We start from the raw sequence: 20792 nt of genomic DNA on the forward strand, positions 1-20792 counted from the left end.
CTCTTCCGATGCCAGCAATACCAGTACGGACGATTTCGGTGATATTGAACGTATCTAACATTGTGAGAATACCATGGATCTTATTTTGATCACCAGTGACTTCCACAACGAGTGAATTTGGCGCAACATCGACAATCTGCGCTCTAAATATATTGACTATTGACACAATATCAGGTCTTTGTGAGTGGTCTGCTTCTACCTTAATAAGCACCAATTCACGATAGACTGAATGGTCATCATCTAACGGAAATATTTCAATTACATCTTCCAGCTTTCTTAACTGCTTTTTAATCTGTGCAAGAGTGGCTGGTTCTCCTCTTGCAGATACTGTCATACGTGAGACTGTTGGATCGTTTGTTTCACCAACGGTCAATGAATCAATGTTGTAGCCTCTTCTAGAGAATAATCCAGCCACACGGCTTAATACGCCAGCTGAATTATCAACTAGAATAGACAGGACAAGTCTTTCCATTAAGCGGCCTCCCTCATATCCTTATGTATTCTATTCATTGCTGAAATAATTGCCTTAATAGTTGCAGTTGTAATATTTGGATGAACACCTACACCCCATTCAATAATAGAAGTGCCTTTTGCTCTAAGCTGTACATAAGCAGCAGCCTTAGCACTTGAACCAGATGTTAATGCATGCTCACTATAATCTAATAAGTGAATATAATGGTATCCATTATCATTGAAGGCATTCTTAACTGCATCAATTGGACCATTACCATAACCAATAATTGTACGTTCTTCACCATGATCACGAATTGTTAATTCGACTTTTCTTTCATATTCGTTTTCTGCATCTTCTGAGATATCTGTTAGTTTCTGATAAATGAACTGGAATGGTTCTTCATTTTCAATATATTCATTTCTGAATGTATCATAGATTCTTTCTGGTGATACTTCGCCTTCTGCTTCAGAGATATTCTGTACAATCTTTGCGAAGTCACCCTGTAATGGTTTAGGTAAATGATAACCAAAGACTGTATCCATAACGAAGGCCACACCACCTTTACCTGATTGAGAGTTGATTCGAACGATTGGCTCATATTGTCTATTTAAATCAGCTGGGTCAATTGGTAAGTAAGGCACTTCCCATTGTTTCTGATGTCTTTCATGATATTTATGCATACCTTTATTAATCGCATCTTGATGGCTTCCAGAGAATGCTGTGAAGACTAACTGACCAGCATATGGAGAACGAGGATCAACTTCCATCTTTGTACATTCTTCATAAGTACGCTTGATGTCATTCATCTGTGTGAAGTCAAGTTCTGGATTGACACCATGTGTATACATATTTAATGCAACAGTGACGATATCCACGTTACCTGTTCTTTCACCATTTCCAAATAGTGTACCTTCTACTCGATCAGCCCCTGCCATTAATGCAAGTTCTGTTGCAGCAACACCACATCCTCTATCATTATGTGGATGAACTGAGATAATAGCTCTATCACGATATTTTAGGTTTCTACATACATATTCAACCTGATCTGCAAAGACATTTGGTGTATCCATTTCTACAGTTGATGGAAGATTCACAATCACTTTATTATCCTTAGAAGCACCCCATACATCTAAGACTGCATCGACTACTTCTACTGCATAATCCATTTCTGTACCAGTAAAGCTTTCAGGTGAATATTCAAGAATGACTTGACCTTTAAAGTTATCACATAACTTCTTTACAAGAGCACAGCCATCTGTCGCAATCTTCTTAATTTCATCTTTATCTTTGTTGAAGACAACATCTCTTTGAAGGATACTTGTTGAATTATAAATATGCACAATAGCACGATCTAATCCATCAAGGGCTTCAAATGTTCTCTTGATTAAGTGTTCACGACACTGAGTTAATACCTGCACAGTGACATCATCAGGAATGAGATTTTCTTCAATCAATAATCTTAAGAAATCATATTCAATCTGTGAAGCTGAAGGGAATCCTACTTCAATTTCCTTGAATCCAAGTTCTACTAATAACTTGAACATCTTCACCTTTTCTTGAATATTCATTGGTGTGACTAATGCCTGGTTACCATCACGTAAATCTACTGAACACCAAATAGGTGCTTTTTCAATTGTCTTATCTGGCCATGTGCGGTCTTTCAAGCTCACCGTTTCAAATCTCTTGTACTTTTGGTAATTCATCATAATTGTTTATTCTCCTTTCCAACCTATAAAAAAAGCCCTCGTCCTTACTAGCGTAAGAGGACGAGAGAATAATTCTTCGTGGTTCCACCTCAATTTATTGATATCTCACAATATCAACCTTATCGAGTACGCTTTATATATAAAGTACATACTCTAGCGAGATAACGGTCGCAAATGCCGTAGCAGCCTACTTAATTCAGTGCTCCACTCAAGGATGAGTTCAAAGATGATCAAACAGTTCTTTACACCAGCCAGAACCTCTCTGCGCTTTCATCATTCCCCTACTAGTTCCTATCAAAGTCGTTTTCTTTTGGGTTGTTGTGTTTATCATATACTTCTCGCATAAACATGTCAACAAACTTTTTCACTTTTTTCCTTATTTTCCTAATTATATTAATTATTTATCGGATTATCAGTTTTATAAGCGGTTTCTTGTAATGAGTTATATGAATTTTATTGTAATATTCAATATTATTTCCATTGTTTTTAATTACAAACATTTTTATATTTACTTCGCAAAATATTTATTACATTAATAATTATTTATCTATTCAAACTATAAAAAAAGATGTCTTTCGACATCTTATCTCTGTAATGCAAGCTTGATTAATTCATCAATAAGAGCTGGTGTATCTAGTCCTGCATCTTTCATTAATTGAGGATACATAGAGATATTAGTAAAGCCAGGCATAGTATTGATTTCGTTTAAATAAACGTTTCCTGTATCGTTATCATAGAAGAAGTCACATCTAGCTAGACCTGTACCATCTACTGCCTTAAATGCTTTAACAGCAGCCTGTCTGATATAATCCTGGATAGACTGATCTACTCTTGCAGGAATGCATGTTGCACTCTGTTCATCTTCATATTTAGATTCATATGTATAGAATTCACCATGAGGTAAAATCTGTCCTACACGTGATGCACTGATATCATCATTACCAATGACAGCACATTCTAATTCTGTCGCATTAATAGCTTTTTCTACAACAACATGACGGTCATAAGATGCTGCTTCATGAAGTTTTGGTAGTAAATCAGTTAAAGTATTAACCTTATAACAGCCTACACTTGAGCCAGAACGGCTAGCCTTTACAAAGCAAGGGAATCCTAAGTGTGTATAGATTTCCATTTCTACATTAAAGCTTTCTCTACCTTCATTATCTACTACAACTAATTTATCATCATATCTCTTCTTGACATATAGAGAAGGCACCTGAGGAATATTAGCCTGATCAAATAGTTTCTTGGCATAGATCTTATCCATTGCAGTACAAGATGCCATCACACGGCATCCAACATATGGCACCTGAGCCATTTCTAATAAGCCCTGGATAGTACCATCTTCACCAAACTGTCCATGTAATACTGGGAATACAACATCAAATGATTTTAAGAAAGTGAAATGATCATTGATCTTTGTAGCACCTTCTAACCAGTTATCACTAGAGAAATCAGTAGAAACTAAATCATACCATTCTCCTTCTTTTGTAATACCTGCAACTTTAATATCATATTTACTCTTATCACAATTTTTATAGATATTCACACATGACATACGGCTAACAGCATGTTCTGTAGACTGTCCACCACATACTAATAATAACTTCATCTTATTAATTCTTCTCCTTTAAATCATTAATGACTTCTTTTAAATGCATACCATTAGAAGCCTTGACTAGAACAACATCATTTTCTTCTAGACATTCCTGTAAATAAGCACTTAAAGAGGCATTATCATCAAAATGATAAGCAAGGCCTGGTTTTGCTTTATTTACTTCGTCAGAAATATAACGCGCAGCAGGTCCTACAGTCAAGACTAAATCAATATTCTTTTTAAGTAAATGTGCACCTACAGCACGATGAAGTGTTTCTTCATAATCACCAAGCTCTAACATATCCCCTAATACTGCAATTTTACGACCTGCATAGCCTGATAATACATCAATACTTGATTTCATAGAATCAAGATTCGCATTATATGTACCATCAACCACACGGATATGACGTTCAAGTGTTAAGATATCATTTCTATTCTTAGTGAGTTCAAATGTTTCAATACCCTTAATACATTTTTCCATTGGAATATCTAATAATAAACCAACCTGAATCGCAATCAATGCATTGAAGATAAAATGAACACCTGGTACATAGACTCTTACATCATAATCCTGCCCATCTACTTTTACTCTAAATGATGACATATCTTCATTCAAGATAATATCAGTGGCTTTTAAGTCTGCTTCACTTTCAATACCAATTGTTTTTAAAGAGATTCCTTCAGGATGGACTGTAGATAGTAAATCATTGTCGTTATTGACTACTAAAGTACCATGGTTCATACCATGTACAATTTCCATCTTAGCTTGTAAGATATTTTCTCTTGAACCAAGTTCACCAATATGTGCTGTACCAATATTTGTGATTGCTGCAATATCAGGTAATGCAATCTTAGTTAAATAATCGATTTCTTCTAAATGGTTCATACCCATTTCAATAACCATGACTTCTTCACCATTATAACGAAGAATAGTTAAAGGTAAACCAATATTATTGTTGTAGTTACCCTGTGTTTTTAATGTTGTATATTGCTGGGAAATAACACTCGCAATCATATCTTTAGTACTTGTTTTCCCTGCTGAACCAGTGATTCCTACAACCTTTGCATTTGAATGAACACGTACATAACGTGCTAAATCACCTAATGCCTTCATTGTATCTTCTACTAGAATCACATTATGTACATCATCTTCTATAGGATGACTTGTCAAAGTGGCTGTTGCACCATTTTCAAAAGCCTGTGGGATATAGTCATGCCCATCTTTAATACCTACTAGAGGGATATATAGGTTTCCTGGCTGAATAACACGTGTATCCTGTGTAAAGCCATTCACCTGGTCATCTAAGTGACCATTTAAGAGTTTTCCGTTTGTTGCCTCAATAATTTCGCTTATTAACATATAATCATCTCCATTTTTTACCCACCCATTATAGCATAAATCTTTGATACAAAAAAAGGCACTGAAGTAAATCAATGCCTAATTCTCAAATATCACTGCATACTTTGTATTAGAAGTGTTTACAACTTTCCAATCCTGATAGTCTTTCACAAATAAATGATCATTCACAATCTGCATACCACCAAAACGATGTGACTGGAATTGGTATATTGCAGTTGGTTCTTTGTTTTCAAAATCTAGACGATACATCTTTGCATCGCTGCCAACATAATAGATTGCTTTATCGCTCATTGTAAACATTGAATAAGCAATATCGTTCAATATAATCTGTGATGCCTTTGTTTTCACATTCACTCTACCAATTCCCATTTTAGTTGTAACGAAATAGAGATAACCATCCTTATAAACTGAACCAAAAACCTGTTCATTATAAATAGTATCTGTGGCTTGAGTAGTCATATTATAAGAAATAATAGAACTCTTACCAGTTAAATAGATGATATCTCCATCAAAGCTCATATTATAGATATGCTGATCTAAAAGCTTTGTAGAAGCTTTACTAGAAATATCATAAGCATAAAGACTTTCTTTATCACCATCATTCTGATAATAGAGCTTATTATCATGATAAGTCATATAGAATGCAGAAACATCCTGTAATGTTTCAGTCTTTTCTGTCTTTGTATCAAGAACACAGATATGATGATCTTTATCTGTATAATAAAGCTTTTCTCCGACAAGATTTAAATAAGTCGCATACTTAACATCATATGTCTTTACGACATTCATATCTTTATCTAATTTAACGAGCTGGTTATCCCTATTAGACATAAAAATATAGTGATCATTGGCTGCCACCGATCCATCATTAGATAAATTAGAATATTGTTCAGTATCTGTTGTTTTCTTAAGACTAAAGACAGAAGACATTGTTTCTGTTATTTCTGAAGTACTCGAATTACCATCTGCCCATTTAATATTATCAGAATGATTCAAATAATACTGTGCACCGGTAGTCGCAAGTATTAAGACAAGTACTGATATAATAACTACTTTCCAGTTAATCTTACGTGATACCTTTTCCGGTTCATATGTTTTTTCTTCTTCTTGATAAATACGTGATGTAGGAATAAAAGACCCTTGAGGTCGACGTGATGTTGAAGCAGGTCCTAATGGTTTTCCACAATAAGAACAGAACTTCGCATGAGGAATGTTCTGATGACCACAATGAGGACATTGATCATCTAGTGGTGTACCACAATAGGGACAAAAATGTGACCCTTCTGGGATTTCTTTATGACATGTAGGACAAATCATTTAGTTGTCATCTCCAGTCTTTTCTTCATCTACAACCTTATATTCTACATCAATGATATCAGGATTATCATTACGTGATGAAGACTGAGATTGATATTGAGATGAATATTGTGATTGTGCATCTTCATACTGTTTTCTGATTTTCTTTAATTTAAAATATTTCCAGATTTCATAAACAATAAACATGATCAATAAGAAAGGCCATGCATAAGCAATAATGTTTAAGAATACAGATAAAACTAGAAATATAATTATAAAATAGATTAGTGCATCCATATATTTTTTCTCCTTTAAGTGTCGTCATTATATGTTTCTATTGTAAACAAATGATGAACTCACAGAAATTATACCAATTTCAAGCAAAAAATAGAAGATGCCTTAGACATCTTCTAAAATTTCACATATTAATAGTTAAAAAGGTCTTTAAGAGTAATGCCTAAGCCTCTCGCAAATTGATCAATGGCTTTAAGACTCACATTTCTAGTACCTCTTTCTACATCAGAAATATAATTCTTAGAAAGATGACATCTAAATCCTAGTTCTTCTTGAGAGATTCCCTGCTGCATTCTTAATTCCTTAATACGCATTCCAAATCTTTCTGTGACAGTCATTATTCTTCCTCCATCTGACGAAGACGTGCAGCTTCTTCTTTGATCTTCTTGAAACGATGGTGAAGACCAGATTTAGAAATTGTCTGACCTGTCTTATTAAAATACACATCTGCTAGTTCATTAAGTGTAAGTTCTGGGTTTTCTAAACGAATCTGTGCTACATCCGCAGTCTTAGAATCTAGAATCTCTATGCCTGCTTTATCAATCACATAGGCAATATCTTCAATCTGTTTTGCACTCGCTGTCATAGCCTTCATTTCATTCGCAATATCGCAATTGTTCCATCTATTGACGGTATTAGCCATAGAACGGTCAATACGTGTTGTTTCAAATTCCATGACAGAAGTAGAAGCACCTATAGCACGTAAGAAGTCTCCTATTCTTTCTGCAGATTTCATATAGATTACATAACGATTACGTCTCTTGATCACATGTGCATTTAAGCCATAGCTATTCAACATAGCTTCAATATATTGGGCAAGAGGTTCATCCTGTACACTCATCTCTAAATGATAATTAGATGTATCGGGGTTATTGACAGATCCACTTGCAAGAAATATACCTGCAAGATAAGCTCTTCTTGTACGATCATCATATAGAATCTCATCAGAAGGTAACATCGTAAATCCTAGACCTTCTAATAAATGAAGATCTTCTAGTATTTCTCTTGCCTTTGAAACCTTAAGAAGATAAACATTATTCTTCTTAAGCTTCATCATCTTTTTTACTTTAAATTCAATTGAAGGTGCATAAAGTTCTTTAAGAAGTTTATGCATCTTTGACGCTATTTTTGCGTTTTCTGTACGGATTAGGAGAGAGAGTCCCTGTCCTAACATCAGTGTTCCATTGGTTTTTAATAACGCACAAAGAATCGCTTTTGAACAGTCATGATCAAACTCGTTAAATACGATCTCTTCCTTTACTTTTCTTGAAAACGACAACATTTCTTTTCACATCCTCTAGTGGTCAGCATCACGATGCCACTTATATACTTTATAATATTTCTTATAATGGTCTGCAAGGAAATTAGTTAATGTGACAGAACGGTGCTGGCCACCTGTACAGCCAATACCGACAATCAATTGCATTTTTCCTTCTTTTTCATATTCTTTCAATAAATAATCATAGTAAGACAAAGTCCTTTTAATAAATTCCTGAGTTTCAGGTTTTTCCATAACATAGTCATAGACTTCCTTGTCATTTCCTGTCTTATTTCTAAGTTCAGGAATATAGAAAGGGTTTGGTAGGAATCTTACATCAAGAAGTAAATCAGCATCCTTAGGAATACCAAACTTATATCCAAATGATACAAAAGAAACACGGAATACTTCTCCTGTTTCATGATAGAAAGATGCTTCTAGTCTATCTTGTAAAGCTGTACGCTTTAATAGAGTTGTATCAATGATTAAATCAGCCTGTGTCTTAATCTGTTCATATTCCTGGCGTTCTAATTCAATAGAGTCATAAAGTGTATTGGCTTTATTCATGATCATCATTGGATGAGAACGTCTTGTCTGCTTATAACGCTTTAAGATTTCCATATTTTCACAATCTAAGAATACAACAGTCAAATTGATCCAATCCATATTCGTTAATTCACGAATTGCCTGAAGTGCATCTCCTAGATAGATTCCCATCGCAATCTTACCACCTAAAGTTTCATCTAATAAATAATCTCCAAACTGTTCAAGTAGTGCAACTGGATAGTTATCGATGCAATAATATCCCATATTTTCAAATATAGCCATGGCAGTAGATTTACCTGCACCTGACATACCAGTAACTAATACAACTTCTACATTCTTCATAGACTTATATCCTCCTCAACCTCATCTATTATAACATACAATCATAAGGGTATAAAGCATTCAAAAAGAGAACTATCATTAGTTCTCTTCAACAAGCTTAGCAGCATATTGTCCAGCAATTGCACCATCATTTGCAGCTGTGACAACCTGTCTTAATGTCTTTGTTCTGACATCACCAATCGCAAATATTCCAGGAATTTTTGTTTCCATATGTTCATCAACATCAATATAACCCTGTTCATTTGTGATGCCTAAATCCTTCACAAAATCAGTAACAGGATCTAAACCAATAAATGGGAAAATACCCTGTACGTAAAGATTTTCTAGTTCTTTTGTAACACTATCTTCTAGCTCTAAGCCTTTTAATGTATCATCTTCTACAATTAAGGCATGTGGCTTCTTTTTGAAGTGGAATTCAATCTTTTCATTATTCAGTGCTTTCTTCACTAGATAATCATCTGCACGGAAAACATCACGTCTCATAATAATATGAACCTTTTCTGTAATACCAGCAAGATAGATTGATTCTTCAATCGCACTATTGCCTCCACCAATGACAGCAACTTCTTTTCCTCTAAAGAATGGACCATCACAAACAGCACAATAAGAAATACCTTTACCTGTCATTTCATCTTCTAAGTGTAGTCCCATTTTTCTTTCTTTAGTTCCTGTCGCAATGATCACTACGCGAGCTTCTAGTTCTTCTTTAGAAGTAATAACCTTCTTATAGTCACCTTCATCTACAATAGATTTCACTTCTGTCATCTTTAACTGGGCACCGAAGTTAAGAGCCTGTTCATACATATCATATGCAAGCTGAGGACCCATCATTTCTTTTATTCCTGGATAGTTCTCGATGTGAGCTGTTAAGTTCAATTTACCACCTGGTGCACCTGATTCAATAATAGTTACATCAGCGCCTGCACGACTTGCATAGAGTGCAGCAGTGAGTCCTGCTGGCCCACCACCAATAATTATAATATCTTTCATATTTACATCCTTTCTAGATAATCATATAAGTCATCATATGACTCCATCATATAATCTGGATGTTCACCAAGAAGTCCCTCTGCGCCTTTTAAAGACCAGGTGACTCCTATAGTCTTAATACCAGCATTCTTACCTGCTTGAATATCAGTCACATTATCACCAATCATATAACCTTTATTCACATTCATCTTCTTCATTGCAGTTAATACTGCTTCTGGATGAGGTTTCCCATGTGTGACTTCATCACTTCCAATGACTACTTCAAAATACTGATCCAAGTGTGCACACTTTAATCCATATACAGCTGCATCCTTAAATTTTGTAGTCACAATAGCCATTCTTATTCCTTTCTCATGAAGTTTTTTTAATACTTCTGTTTCATGAGGGTATAGAGTAACATAATCATTATGCTTCTCATGATTATAAGCACGATAGATTTGTACTGCTTCATCTACCTGATCACCTGAAAAGAAACGTGCAAATGAATCTCTTAGAGGTGGTCCTAAGAATGAGAGAAGCTCTTCTTCTGATAATGTGTAATCAGGAAGAAGCTTTTTAAAAGTATATCTGAATGATTGGAAGATCAATTCATCGGTATTAAGTACTGTTCCATCTAGATCAAATAGAAGTACGTTATCTGTATTTATCATATCATTAATTGTTTCCTTATGTGTTTAAGATGCTTGAATAATTTCTTTGACAGCTTCTAGGAATGCATCCATTTCTTCATCATTTCCAATAGTGACACGTAAGTATTGATTAATACGTGGGGCATTGAAATATCTTACAATAATATGTTTCTTTCTTAACTCTTTAAAGATATATTCTGCATCATAATCATCATGATGAATAAAGATGAAATTAGAATAACTGTCAGTCATAGTAAAGCCCATTTCTTTAAGAGCTTTTTTAGTACGTTCACGTGTTGCGATAATCTTTTTCGCATGTTCTTTAATCACTTCACTGTCTTTAATAGACGCTTCACCAATCACCTGAGCGAGTGCATCAATTGGATATGAGTTAAATGAATTCTTTACATCATATAAATGTGATACAAGCTCTTTATTACCTAAAGCTACACCAAGTCTACTACCTGCAAGTGAACGGAATTTAGAGAATGTATGAATCACAAGTAAGTTATCATATTTCTTTAAGAGTGGTATGACTGTTTCTCCACCAAAATCAATATAGGCTTCATCAATCACAACAACACTCTCAGGATTATGTTTGATAATATCTTCGATATCATCTACAGACATAAGTTCACCTGTTGGCGCATTTGGATTAGGGAAGATAATTCCACCATTCTTATTAAAATAATCTTCTTTCTTAATCTTAAATGCATCATCAAGTGCCACTGTCTTATAATCAATGTTAAACAATTCACAATAAACAGGATAGAAAGAATAAGTAATATCTGGGAAAAGAATAGGATTCTGTCCGTTAAAGCATGTTAAGAATGTTAAGGCAAGAACTTCATCACTTCCGTTACCTAAAAAGACCTGATTATCTTCTAATCCATGATACTCTGCAATTAAATGTTTAAGCTTTGATGCATCTGCATCAGGATAAAGTCTTAGTTTAAATGGATCAAAAGATTGAATTGCTTCTTTGACTTTTTCTCCTGGTTCATATGGATTTTCATTTGTATTTAGTTTGATAAGATTAGACATCTTAGGCTGTTCCCCAGCCACATAAGGTTCTACATCTCTTAAATTGTTTCTCCAGCTCATTATATTTTACCCCCTAATATATCATCAATCATTTCATAGACATAACTATAAATATGATCTGCTTTTTCTTGAATATCATCATGTGCATAATTAAATGTACAACCATGATCTCCTGCTTCAATCATTGAAAGGTCATTCCATGAATCACCTATTGTATAGGTTATCGCATTTGTTTTGTCTTTGAGATAGGTTACACCACTCCCCTTAGAACAGTTGTTAGGAACAATATCTAGGAAATGAAGATTAGGATGACATTCAACATCATCACCATATTTGTCTTCAATTCTTTTCTTAATGATATTAATTTGATCAGTCTGATTATCTTCCTGATTTAAGCTAATGATTTGAAATGAAGGACTTTTCTTCATTAATGTCATATAGTCGTCAGGAATAGGTATATTTCCCATATCACTATGTGCAAAAGATTGATGATTAAAACAACCATAACTATTCTTTCCATCACACATATGCACAAACATATTGGCATCTACTCCCCATTGTAGAATATTAAGTCCAATTGATTGTTCTATATGTTTCTCATAGAGAGTTTCTTTATTGGAATCAAGGATTGCCCCACCATTGTTTAAGACAAGATAATCAAAAGGATAACCATCCTGCTCAAGGATTTTATTCATTTCTAATATATGGCGTCCTGTACAATAAACAACTTGACCGCCTGCATCATGAAAACGTGTTAAGGCTTCTTTGTTTAAAGGCGAGATCTGTTCATTATCACGATAAAGAGTTCCATCTATATCACAAAATACCATTTTCATAGTTCCACCCTCCTTAATTTCCCATTATATAGGAAAGTCTCAAAAAAAAAAAGTCATATTAATAGAAAAAGACTGGAGAGAGATTTCTCCAGTCCTAAATATTAGCTTTCTTTCTTAATAAGAATGAAAATAATAGAAATCATTGAGACTAAACCTAAACCAATTATCATTAATAGATTTGTTGGATCACCTGTTTGAATGATTTCTATTGGTGTATTCTCATAATCAAATGTATATGTATCACCCTTCACATTTTCATCAATGACAACCTTCTTGACTTCTGTAGATAAGTGGTAGCCAAATGGTGCTTTTGTTTCTTTGATATAGTATGTACCATATCTTAAATCTTTAAATGTTGCGCTACCATCTTTTGATGAGGCAGCAGCCATACTATAAATACAATCAGGGTCTTTGTAAAGTGTGAATTCAAAGTCTTTATCATTGATTAATTGTTTTGTCTTTGCATCCACCTTATTCACCTGGATATTCACTAATATTGGCTTTTCTTTGATTTCTAAAGATAGATCTTCTTCCCCAGAAACAGTGAATGTAGTATCTGTTACTGTTTGATATCCTCTAGGTGTCTTTGTTTCCTTAAGAATATATTCTTTACCTGCTTCTAGATGACTCACTGCATGGGCTTTACCATCAGTGATCCATTGATCAATGAGATTTCCTTCCTTGTCAAATACAGAGAACTGGGCATCTAATACAGGTTCTTCTGTTTCTTCATCTACCTTATTAATAGTAATTTCAGCATCCTTCATGACTACTGTTTCGTTCTCATTAGACACTGTAAATGTGATAGATTCCGCTTTCGCATAACCATCAGGAGCTGTTGTTTCAATAAGTGTATAAGTCTGCCCTTCTTTTAGTCCACTGACATAATGAGGGACATGAGTAGAAGTCCATGAATCTACTACATTATTTGATTCATCTCTTACTTCTAGTTGTGCGCCTTCTAATTCTTCTTTACCTGTAATTGTAGTTTTTGAAACAGTGATCTGTCCATCCTTCATTACATATGCTTCATTCTTCTTCTCATTAGATACAGTGAATGTGATAGATTCAGCCTTAATATAACCATCTGGGGCTGTTGTTTCAATAAGTGTATATTTCTTTCCTTCTTCAAGTCCACTTACATAATGTGCTTCTTCACTAGAAGTCCATGAATCTACAACTTTATTCAATTCATCTCTTACTTCTAGATGAGCACCTACTACTTCCTTCTTACCAGTTAAATCTGTCTTAGAAATCTTAACCTGTTTATCTTTCATTATAACTGCTTGATTCTTCTTTTCTTTAGATACAGTAAACTTGATAGATTCAGCTTTCACAAAACCATTAGGTGCTGTGATTTCAGTTAAGATATAATTATGTCCTTCAGTTAATCCTTTGATTGAATGAGGCTTATTGGTAGAAGTCCATGTATCAATAATCTTTCCATTCATATCTGTGACCTGCATCTTTGCACCTTTGATTTCATCTGTGCCTGCAATATCTCTCTTAGATGCAGTAACAGTAGTATCTACAAAAGTCATAGAGAACAGCTTATCTCCAGTGATCTTAACATATTGTGTTTCATCAGATAAGACAAAGTTTTCTTTATTACCATCTTCTTGATCTGGTGCAGATAATTCTTTTACATAATATGAACCATATGGTAAATCACCGGATTTTGCGATACCTTTATCATTTGTCTTAATAGACATTACAAGCTGACCTTTCTTATAAAGGGTATGACCGATATACATATCATTATTCGCATAAACACCAAATTCTCCACCCTTTAATGGCTGATTGTTTGTATCAGTCTTTAGTATTTCAATCTGTCCTACTTTTACTTTATCTTGAGATTCAACATGATTCCATACAATGGAAGTTGTCTGATCCTTGTAAGTAAGTTCTACTGTATAAGTTTGAGGATCTAAGTTATAACCTACAGGTGCTTTTGTTTCTTTTACTGTATAAATACCTAATACAAGATTATTTAATTGACCACGACCTGTCTTATCAGTCATGATTTTACCTACTTCTTTATTTTCTGAGTTATATACTGTATATTCAGCACCTTCTAATGACGCTTCACCTTGTACAATTCCATCTGCATCAGATTTCTTTATAAGAATTTGTCCTGTAGGGGCTTCATCAGTAATAGTGACTTCTGATGTTTCTCCTGGTTTAACTGTTGTGCTGAATGTCGCTGTATTCATTAAATATCCATGAGGGGCATTCTTTTCAGTAATGGTATATTCACCTACTAATAAGTTATCAAGTACTATTTCACCATTAGTGACTGTCACATCCTGATCAAAGTTATTACCAGTCACATGGAATATGGCACCATCTAATAGTTTTCCACCTACATCTGTCTTTCTAAGCTTTAATCTTCCAATCACTGCCTGGAACTGTGCATTCGCAAATGTAGTCACTTCTGGAGGAAGTGTATACCAAGTACTAATATGCTGGTATTTATCGTTGCCATTATGAATAATTAATGGCGCAAAAGTGAAACCTCCTGACTTATAACCAGAATAGACTGGTCCTGTATAAGTCGCATCTGCTTCATAATGCATTGTATCTCCACCATAGATATCTACTGTTTCACCTGACTGGTTTCTGGTTTCATTGACTACCTTTGCTTTATTTGTACCAGTACTAATTGTGATATGATATCCATTAGGACCATTGAGTCTGACTGATTCTGATTTCTGTACTCTCGCATTTTGATCATAGTAAGTACTTAACTCATTCTTACTAAATAAAAGATTATTCTGATTCAAAGGATCAGGTTTAGAAGTTGCATAATTATAGAAATCAGCAATCTTACCTTTTTTAAGTGTTGTATTAGAATAAGCATGAGAGAGTGCCATGGACATAATGACATTCTTTTCATCATCATTTAATCCATTCATACCATCCCATGTCTGATAACCAAACCATCCATAATACATAATCTTACGTATGTTCGCATATTTAGGTTCTGTGCTTGTATAAAAATCACCGGACATTGTTTGATTCGATGGAGTTGTCTTCTTATGTTCAATACACCAGGCTCTTCTTCCATCAATTGTGAAATTACCTACAGTACTGCCATATGCAGTAGATTTACCATGCCATTCCATTTTATAGGATGCTGCACTGACACTTTGTGTAGTGATCCCTACTATCATAAGCAATGATAATAGAACAGCACCTATTCTTCTTACAATATTCATCTTGTTTCCCTTTCCACTAAATAAAAAAAGACATATATATGCCATGAGAGAATCTATATAAAACAGTACAATGACTGTAATTGGAGTTAAAAAAAGGGAAGCATGCATTATGCATACTTCCCTGAGGAATACTCGTTAACGAGCAAGAGAATGGTTTCCTTCTGTTTGTGCTTTAAATTGTGATTGGTACTTATTTCCCGGGTAAACTACAAGAGATACTTGACTATCATTGATATAAGCACCTAAGCCATAATGGCCTAAGGATTTTTTATTTGTTTCAAATTCTTCTTGTTTATTGTGGAAAGCTTTCATCAACTTATTGTATGTAGGCTGATCAATCACTGATGTGATTAATTCTTTGTTGTCTTCCTGAAGAAGATCTTTGAATGTTTTACAGTTATCTTTTGTGATTGTAGTTTTGATAGAATCTGTCTTTGAACGATTATAAGTACGTTTAATCACAAGAGTTGTATCATCATTCAAAGATGTCTTACATGTAATAGCTGTATAGAGATCATTGTTGGAATAAACAGAATAATCGTAAGTAGCAGTAAATGTCTTACCATACTGTTTTTCTAATGATTTCTTATAAGACTGAGCAGGTTTGATGAATGTTTCAGCATTAGAAAATTTCTTCTTAAATGCGCTAGAAGAATCAAAGTGATAGACTTCTTCTCCTTCTGATTTCTTTAATTCACCTAACTCATAAAGTTTTGACTGCTGAAAATTAGATGTAATTGACTTTCCTGTAAAGAACTGACTATAGAATACAATAGCCATAGGAAGCGCAATAGTCAGTAACATGATGACTAAATAACCTTTCATCATGCGACCTAGAATAGTCGTACTTCTAGGTGGATTTCTTCTTAAATTATAACCGCAATGTGGACAGAAGTGATCTGTGGGTCTGATATCTTTATGACAATGTGGACATTTCATAGTTATTACTCCTTAAAATAATGATTCATAAATACTTTGAATTCTTTAATGAATTCTTTTTTCTTTTTGATTTGTTGACTACGATCTTTAATTGCATAATAGTCTTCATCAAGATACTGATATTTACTTTGTACAGAACCCTTTGAGATGACTTCTAATGTGGGTGTCCAATTAAAATCAAATGTTTTATAGAGATTCTTATAGAACTCTTTTTCTTCTTTTGTGGCATCTTCTTTAAGTGATGCATCACGATATGCTTTGATATTGAGGTAATAAACACCTTCAGCAGGATGCTTATTAAGATAGTCTTCAAGGATAGGTTTAAAGGCCTGACAGTCTCCACAATCAGGACGACCTAGATAGAGCATGAAAGAAACATCTTCTTTCATGAGTTTCTTTAATTCTGCATATTGTATCTCTTTAATACCTTTTACACTCTTTTTTTTAACTGAAGATGTACTACATCCTAAAAGTATTAAAGTAAGGCATAAAATGAGTAATTTCTTCATTTTCATTTCTCCTTTTCGACTATATTAACACAAATACAAAAAAAGCGAAACTAAGACGTCTCGCTTTAATAGTTCAATTATTTAATAAGGCTTGTACCATCCATTTCTTCTGGGATAGCAAGTCCTAGAAGCTGTAACATAGTTGGAGCTAAGTCTCCAAGTTTTCCGCCTTCTTTTAATTCAAGGTGAGAGTTTGTTACGATTAATGGTACATCGTTTGTAGTATGTGCTGTGAATGGGTTACCTTCTTCATCAAGAAGTTTTTCAGCATTACCATGGTCAGCAGTGATTAACATAGTACCACCAAGTTCAGCAACCTTTTCATATACTTCACCAACACAATCATCAACAACTTCAACTGCTTTGATTGCTGCAGGAATAACACCTGTATGACCAACCATGTCGCAGTTAGCGAAGTTAACGATGACTACATCGAATTCTCCAGAATCTAATTCTTCGATTAACTTATCTTTTACAAGGTAAGCACTCATTTCTGGCTGTAAGTCATAAGTAGCAACCTTAGGTGAGTTAATTAAGTCACGCTTAGCACCTTCGATTTCCTTATCTTCTCCACCATCAAAGAAGAATGTTACATGGGCATATTTTTCAGTTTCAGCAATTCTTAACTGCTTTAATCCCTGAGCTGATACATAATCACCAAATGTGTTAGTTAATTCAGGTAAAGCGAATGCTACATGACCATTTACTGAATCAGCATATTTCATCATAGATACGAAATAAATACCATTTCTCTTAGTTGCTGGTGTATATCCCTTATCTGCATAGAAATCAGGATTTGTCATAACAGTAGCAATCTGGATTGCTCTATCTGGACGGAAGTTAGCGAAGATGACTGAATCATTATCTTCTACAGCACCGTCTACTGCTGAGTTATAACCAGGTACTACGAATTCATCAAATACTTCTTCAGCATAAGAATCTTTTACGAACTGTACTGGATCAGTGAAGCTGTTTCCTTTATGATCAACAATTGCTTCATAAGCTAAGTTAATACGGTCAAATCTCTTATCACGGTCCATTGCATAATAACGTCCAGAAATAGATGCGATTTCACCAACACCGATTTTCTTCATTTCTTCAGCAAGTTCACCAACAAAGTCTACTGCTGAATCAGGTGCTACGTCACGTCCATCTAGGAATGCATGTACATAAACCTTAGTTAAACCAGCATCTTTAGCAAGTTTTAATAAAGCATAGATATGTTCATTTGAAGAGTGAACTCCTCCGCTAGATAATAATCCCCAGATATGTAACTTAGAATCATTCTTCTTAGCGTTTTCTACTGCTTCTACAAATTTTTCATTTGTGAAGAAAGTACCTTCAGTAATTGCTTTATTGATTAAAGTAAGTGACTGATAAACAGTACGTCCTGCACCAATATTCATATGACCAACTTCTGAGTTACCCATCTGTCCTTCAGGTAAACCAACAGCGTTACCACAAGCTTTAATAGTTGTAGTTGGATACATTGCCATTAAATCATCAAGATTAGGTGTATTAGCAAGTTTTACTGCGTTACCATCTACTCTATCAGTTAATCCATAACCATCCATAATACATAAAACAATAGGTCTTTTTTTCATAACTTTTCATCCTCCGTATACTTCAAAGATAATAGCATTATCCACTTTGAAATTCAATAAGCATGATTTAAAAATTAGATATTTAACCCATAACTTTCTAAGATCTCTTCACCAAAGGAAATCAAACGTTCAACATCAATATCCTCTTCTCCTCTTTGTGAATAAACGATAATCATCTGTTCATGATACTCAAAGCGATTACAATGAATAAGCGCATTAATATCTTTACTCATCTGAGGTAAGTAGTTAATAAACTGATTTTCTTTCATCTTTCTTAAAAGAATACAATAATCAGCTAATGCAAGTTCTAGATGAAGAATTGTACGCATACGATCTTTATTAAGTACTGCTTCTTCAAGTATTCCTTCCTGTAAATCAATCTTTTTCATATGATTAAGTACAACCTTAACGTTAGATATAGAACCATCTAACGCTTCCATATAACATTTCTCTTTGAGTTCTCTTTCCTTCATGATTATCACCTCACTATTATTCTACAAAAAAACTGCACATATGTGCAGTTATAATTTCAAGAATTTACGTACTGAGAAGAATGAACCAATTAATCCTACAACAGCACCAAGTAGTGCAAGCAGAGCACCTAATTGCCATACTAATGGATATGGTGACATAAATGTGATCAAGTTAGATGACATCATTGATGTCATTGTCACATAAGCAAATTTATAACCATATACTAATATCAACAATGGCACAATAGAACCAATAAGTCCAATAAAGATACCTTCTAACATAAATGGAATACGGATATACCAGTTAGAAGCACCGACCATTCTCATGATTGAGATTTCTGTTGATCGAGATGTAATAGTGATTTTTATAGTATTCGCAATCATAAATAATGCGACTACGATTAATGCCACTACAAAGATGGCTCCACCATTACGTACAGATTCAAGGATATCCACTAATTTATTTGTAGAAGAGCCACCATAAGTCACTTCTTTTACACAAGGAATATCACCAATCTTCTTCGCAATCTTATCAAGATTCTTCGCATTCTTGACTTCTACAATATATGCATCACCAAGAGGATTATCATTACGATAGTTTTCAAATAACTGTTTTGAGTTCTTATCCTGAGATGCAATTAATTTGTCTAATTCTTTATCTTTACTTGAATAATTAACTTTCTTAATACCAGTTAATTTATTGATTTCATCTCCTACCGCTTTACTTTGTTCATCGGTAGCTGCTCTATCAACCTTAACATAGATATTTAAGCTGTTTTCAATATTCACAGTCATATGATTCACATTGATTGCGATAACTGAAACAACACCAATCAATATTAACGTAATAGTTACTGCAAAGATAGATGAAATAGACATTACACCGTTTCTCCAGATATTCTGGAAAGCAGTTTTACAATGCTTAGGCATTGCCTTTAATTCTTCTACGAATTCCATGACTGATAACCTCCTAAACTTGTATCTGTTGTGACACAACCATCTTCAATAAGAATAGTTCTCTTCTTATTTCTCTGAACGATTTCACGGTCATGTGTGACAACAAGTACAGTTGTCTGACGGACATCATTGATTCTTTCTAGAAGTTCAATGATTCCCTGAGATGTTTCAGGATCTAGGTTACCTGTTGGTTCATCCGCAATTAATACTTTAGGCTGATTAACAATAGCACGGGCAATCGCTACACGCTGCTGCTGCCCACCTGATAATTCATGTGGGAACGAATTCGCTTTGTCTTCTAGACCCACAAGTTCTAGTACATTACGAACTTTTTTTCTGATTTCAGTTTTTGGTGTATTAGTTACTTCTAGCGCAAAAGCGACATTTTCAAAGACTGTCTTTTTTGGTAGAAGACGATAGTTCTGGAATACAACTCCAATCCTGCGTCTAAAATATGGGACTTTAGAGTTCTTAATACGAGATACATCGGTTCCATCAACAATAACTTTACCTCTTGTTGCTTTTTCTTCACGATAGAGAAGCTTGATAAATGTAGATTTACCAGCACCAGTTGGACCAATGACATAAACAAATTCGCCAGCATCGATTGTAAGTGACATATCATTTACAGCACGTACGCCAGTTTTATAAACTTTTGTTACGTTTTCAAGTTTAATCATTTCTTGCATAGCATCACACTCCTTGTTTCCCCATTATAGCACATACTCAAAATAAGT

20 protein-coding genes and 1 other annotated feature are annotated in these 20792 nt (G+C 34.3%); all 20 genes read right to left on the reverse strand.

All coding sequences use genetic code 11. The features are described 5' to 3' along the window. On the reverse strand, window positions 1-472 hold a 472-nt coding region (gene ilvN, locus QVO42_RS01375; RefSeq protein WP_288163528.1), incomplete at its 3' end, for an acetolactate synthase small subunit. After that, window positions 472-2160: a 2-isopropylmalate synthase gene (leuA, locus tag QVO42_RS01380; protein WP_022424401.1), complete on the reverse strand. Its 1689-nt coding sequence runs from the start codon at window positions 2158-2160 to the stop codon at window positions 472-474. The genes ilvN and leuA, both read right to left, overlap by 1 nt. A gap of 53 nt (window positions 2161-2213) precedes the next feature. Next, window positions 2214-2467, reverse strand: a binding site (T-box leader). Between the two features lie 276 nt (window positions 2468-2743). After that, window positions 2744-3772, reverse strand: a complete 1029-nt coding sequence (locus QVO42_RS01385; protein WP_022424402.1) for a D-alanine--D-alanine ligase family protein — start codon at window positions 3770-3772, stop codon at window positions 2744-2746. Between the two features lie 4 nt (window positions 3773-3776). Continuing rightward, window positions 3777-5120: a UDP-N-acetylmuramoyl-tripeptide--D-alanyl-D-alanine ligase gene (locus QVO42_RS01390; RefSeq protein WP_022424403.1), complete on the reverse strand. Its 1344-nt coding sequence runs from the start codon at window positions 5118-5120 to the stop codon at window positions 3777-3779. Window positions 5121-5198: 78 nt separating this feature from the next. Then, a complete protein-coding gene (locus QVO42_RS01395; protein WP_022424404.1) occupies window positions 5199-6437 on the reverse strand; it encodes a DUF5050 domain-containing protein in 1239 nt (412 codons plus the stop codon). After that, a complete protein-coding gene (locus tag QVO42_RS01400; RefSeq protein ID WP_022424405.1) occupies window positions 6438-6713 on the reverse strand; it encodes a hypothetical protein in 276 nt (91 codons plus the stop codon). It lies immediately after the preceding gene. A gap of 128 nt (window positions 6714-6841) precedes the next feature. Next, entirely contained in the window at window positions 6842-7048 is a 207-nt protein-coding gene (locus QVO42_RS01405; protein ID WP_022424406.1) for a helix-turn-helix domain-containing protein, read from the reverse strand. Further along, window positions 7048-7992 carry a DNA-binding protein WhiA gene (gene whiA / locus QVO42_RS01410; RefSeq protein WP_022424407.1) on the reverse strand — a complete coding sequence of 315 codons (945 nt, stop codon included), beginning with the start codon at window positions 7990-7992 and terminating at the stop codon, window positions 7048-7050. Before whiA ends, QVO42_RS01405 begins: the two co-directional genes overlap by 1 nt. 15 nt (window positions 7993-8007) lie before the next feature. After that, window positions 8008-8856, reverse strand: coding sequence for an RNase adapter RapZ (rapZ, locus tag QVO42_RS01415; protein ID WP_022424408.1), 849 nt, complete (start codon window positions 8854-8856; stop codon window positions 8008-8010). Window positions 8857-8934: 78 nt separating this feature from the next. Continuing rightward, the gene (gene trxB / locus QVO42_RS01420) at window positions 8935-9846 is read right to left on the reverse strand and encodes a thioredoxin-disulfide reductase (protein ID WP_022424409.1); all 912 of its coding nucleotides are present in this window, start codon (window positions 9844-9846) and stop codon (window positions 8935-8937) included. A gap of 2 nt (window positions 9847-9848) precedes the next feature. Next, window positions 9849-10496 carry a pyrophosphatase PpaX gene (gene ppaX, locus QVO42_RS01425; protein WP_022424410.1) on the reverse strand — a complete coding sequence of 216 codons (648 nt, stop codon included), beginning with the start codon at window positions 10494-10496 and terminating at the stop codon, window positions 9849-9851. Between the two features lie 24 nt (window positions 10497-10520). Then, window positions 10521-11579, reverse strand: a complete 1059-nt coding sequence (gene hisC / locus QVO42_RS01430) for a histidinol-phosphate transaminase (RefSeq protein WP_022424411.1) — start codon at window positions 11577-11579, stop codon at window positions 10521-10523. Continuing rightward, the gene (locus QVO42_RS01435) at window positions 11579-12355 is read right to left on the reverse strand and encodes a Cof-type HAD-IIB family hydrolase (RefSeq protein WP_022424412.1); all 777 of its coding nucleotides are present in this window, start codon (window positions 12353-12355) and stop codon (window positions 11579-11581) included. Before QVO42_RS01435 ends, hisC begins: the two co-directional genes overlap by 1 nt. A 101-nt stretch (window positions 12356-12456) precedes the next feature. After that, the gene (locus QVO42_RS01440; protein WP_288163536.1) at window positions 12457-15573 is read right to left on the reverse strand and encodes a SpaA isopeptide-forming pilin-related protein; all 3117 of its coding nucleotides are present in this window, start codon (window positions 15571-15573) and stop codon (window positions 12457-12459) included. A 135-nt stretch (window positions 15574-15708) separates the two neighbouring features. Next, window positions 15709-16512, reverse strand: coding sequence for a zinc ribbon domain-containing protein (locus QVO42_RS01445; protein ID WP_022424414.1), 804 nt, complete (start codon window positions 16510-16512; stop codon window positions 15709-15711). Window positions 16513-16517: 5 nt separating this feature from the next. After that, window positions 16518-17021, reverse strand: a complete 504-nt coding sequence (locus QVO42_RS01450) for a thioredoxin family protein (protein WP_022424415.1) — start codon at window positions 17019-17021, stop codon at window positions 16518-16520. 77 nt (window positions 17022-17098) lie between these two features. Next, a complete protein-coding gene (gene gpmI, locus QVO42_RS01455; RefSeq protein WP_022424416.1) occupies window positions 17099-18625 on the reverse strand; it encodes a 2,3-bisphosphoglycerate-independent phosphoglycerate mutase in 1527 nt (508 codons plus the stop codon). A 74-nt stretch (window positions 18626-18699) separates the two neighbouring features. After that, complete coding sequence (locus tag QVO42_RS01460; protein WP_022424417.1) at window positions 18700-19098, reverse strand: hypothetical protein; 399 nt, start codon at window positions 19096-19098, stop codon at window positions 18700-18702. A gap of 48 nt (window positions 19099-19146) precedes the next feature. Beyond that, window positions 19147-20055, reverse strand: a complete 909-nt coding sequence (gene ftsX, locus QVO42_RS01465; RefSeq protein ID WP_022424418.1) for a permease-like cell division protein FtsX — start codon at window positions 20053-20055, stop codon at window positions 19147-19149. Further along, window positions 20043-20735 (reverse strand): cell division ATP-binding protein FtsE, encoded by a 693-nt coding sequence (gene ftsE, locus QVO42_RS01470; protein WP_117459606.1) that lies wholly within the window; start codon window positions 20733-20735, stop codon window positions 20043-20045. The genes ftsX and ftsE overlap by 13 nt, the downstream gene beginning before the upstream one ends. Between the last annotated feature and the right edge of the window lie 57 nt (window positions 20736-20792).

The organism is Catenibacterium sp. CAG:290 (assembly GCF_000437715.1).
Classification (GTDB): Bacteria; Bacillota_I; Bacilli_A; order Erysipelotrichales; family Coprobacillaceae; genus Catenibacterium; species Catenibacterium mitsuoka_A.